We start from the raw sequence: 1,796 nt of genomic DNA, 5'->3' as shown, positions 1-1,796 counted from the left end.
GTGCAGAGCGTGCTCGACCTGATCCGGCGGCTGCGGTCGGAGGGCATCGCCGTTATCCTGATCTCGCACCGGCTGAACGACGTGCTGTCGGTCACCGACCGCATCGTCGTGCTGCGCCACGGCCGCGCCGATGCGGATCTCGTCACCAGCAAGACGAACATGAACGAAGTCGTCAGCCGCATCGTCGGCGGCGGCGATATCAGCGCCGCGGCGGCGCATGAACAACGAGGCTAAACATATGAACACTTTTGGACTGCACACTTTCGCCATCGCTCCGGTCTGGGACCTTGCCCGCATCGAACCCCAGATGGACCGGCTGAAGGAACACGGCATCGGGCTGATGGAAATCCCGCTGCTGCGCCCTGAGGAGATCGACACCAAGCGCACGCGCGGCTTCGCCACGCACTACGGCGTCGAGCTGATCCCCTCGCTCGGCCTGCCGCGCTCCCTCGATGTGGTCGAGCGGCCGGACGAGGCCCTCGACTTCCTGCAGCCGGCCTTCAAGGTCTGCAATGAGGTGGGCAGCGAGGCGCTCGGCGGCGTTACCTACGGCACGATCGGCAAGACTACCGGCCGGGCGCCGACGCGCAAGGAGATCGACGGTATGTGCCGCTTCCTCGAGCGGGCGGCGAAGTCGGCGAAGGCGCGCGGGCTGAAGCTCGGCATCGAGCCCTGCAACCGCTACGAGACGCATCTGATCAACCGCGGTATCGATGCGACCAGGGTCATCGAGCGGGTCGGGGCGGAGAATATCTTCATCCACCTCGACACCTACCACATGCATATCGAGGAGGAGAGCTTTGCGGCCGGCTTCGAGGCGGCCGCGCCCTTCCTCGGCTATGTGCATGTGTCGGAGGCAAACCGCGGCGTGCCGGGGCGCGGCATGATCAACTGGGCGGCCTGCATGAAGGCAATCGCCGACATCGGCTATGAGGGACCGATCACGCTCGAAAGCATGAACCATGTCGATGTCGACATTGCCGGCGGGCTAGCGGTGTGGCGCCCGGTGGCGGAGGACCCGCGCGACGTCATCGAGGTCGGCCTGCCGTTCCTGCGTGAGGAAGCACGCAAGGCAGGGCTGCAACTGGGGTGAGCGGGCTGTGAGGCGGTGGCCTTCTCCCGATCACTATTGGTCCGTCTTGTCGCTGTGCGCCAATCGACCTTCTCCTTGAGCGGGAGAAGGAACGTGGTTTGTCCGACGCAATGCCTTCAGGAAGGCAACTAGCGATGCAAGGCCTGCCAGTTGACTACCGGGACCAAGAAAAGCGCCAATGCCGAAGCGCTCTACAATTGCTATCTGGTCCGGATCATCCGGGCCAATCGGCACTTTTTCAAAGCGATCCCGAGGTGCGGCAGCGAGTTTTGCCGACTTGATCTCGTCGAGGCGATTGCCCAGCCGCCTTAGTCGCGTCTCCAACTCGCCATCTGCTGGTCCCATGCCACCATCATCCCAGCTAATTGAGACAGCCGCAACGAGCATCGATACAATTAGCGAGAAAGGCATGTAGCGCCACCGGCGGATGGCGCCAATGGGACCTGCAGTTTCAGAACGGATAATGCTGTCCCGGGTCCTCGATCGTCACCCAGCGCAGGTCGGTGAATTCGGCAATCGAGGCCTTGCCGCCGAAGCGGCCGTAGCCTGAGCCTTTCACGCCGCCGAACGGCATCTGCGCCTCGTCGCCGACAGTCGGGCCGTTGATGTGGCAGATGCCGGCCTGAATGCGGGCAGCGACCGCCATGCCGCGCTTGATGTCGCGGCTGAAGACGGCCGACGACAGGCCGTATTCGGTGTCGTT

At 63.8% G+C, this 1,796-nt stretch carries 3 protein-coding genes and 1 pseudogene; 2 read left to right on the top strand and 2 right to left on the bottom strand.

The window, feature by feature from the left end; all coding sequences use genetic code 11:
- Together EN781_RS31775 and EN781_RS31770 are read left to right on the top strand one after the other, a co-directional pair.
- Positions 1–234: pseudogene (locus EN781_RS31775) on the top strand (sugar ABC transporter ATP-binding protein); the annotation flags it as partial.
- A gap of 4 nt (positions 235–238) precedes the next feature.
- Positions 239–1,093 carry a sugar phosphate isomerase/epimerase family protein gene (locus EN781_RS31770; protein WP_127400692.1) on the top strand — a complete coding sequence of 285 codons (855 nt, stop codon included), beginning with the start codon at positions 239–241 and terminating at the stop codon, positions 1,091–1,093.
- 33 nt (positions 1,094–1,126) lie between these two features.
- On the opposite strand, the gene EN781_RS31765 is transcribed toward EN781_RS31770, so the two are convergent.
- Positions 1,127–1,504, bottom strand: a complete 378-nt coding sequence (locus tag EN781_RS31765; RefSeq protein ID WP_126058980.1) for a hypothetical protein — start codon at positions 1,502–1,504, stop codon at positions 1,127–1,129.
- 40 nt (positions 1,505–1,544) lie between these two features.
- Positions 1,545–1,796 (bottom strand): aldehyde dehydrogenase family protein (locus EN781_RS31760; protein ID WP_127400691.1); only part of this gene is annotated, 252 nt, incomplete at its 5' end.

It is taken from the genome of Mesorhizobium sp. M4A.F.Ca.ET.090.04.2.1 (assembly GCF_003999085.1).
Classification (GTDB): domain Bacteria; phylum Pseudomonadota; class Alphaproteobacteria; order Rhizobiales; family Rhizobiaceae; genus Mesorhizobium.
This window is presented reverse-complemented; position numbering and strand designations above follow the sequence as displayed.

What these genes read in the sequence shown, in the direction of transcription:
- EN781_RS31770 (WP_127400692.1), top strand. Translation starts at nt 239, where the DNA reads ATGAACACTTTTGGACTGCACACTTTCGCCATCGCTCCGGTCTGGGAC.
- EN781_RS31765 (WP_126058980.1), bottom strand. Translation starts at nt 1,504, where the DNA reads ATGCCTTTCTCGCTAATTGTATCGATGCTCGTTGCGGCTGTCTCAATT.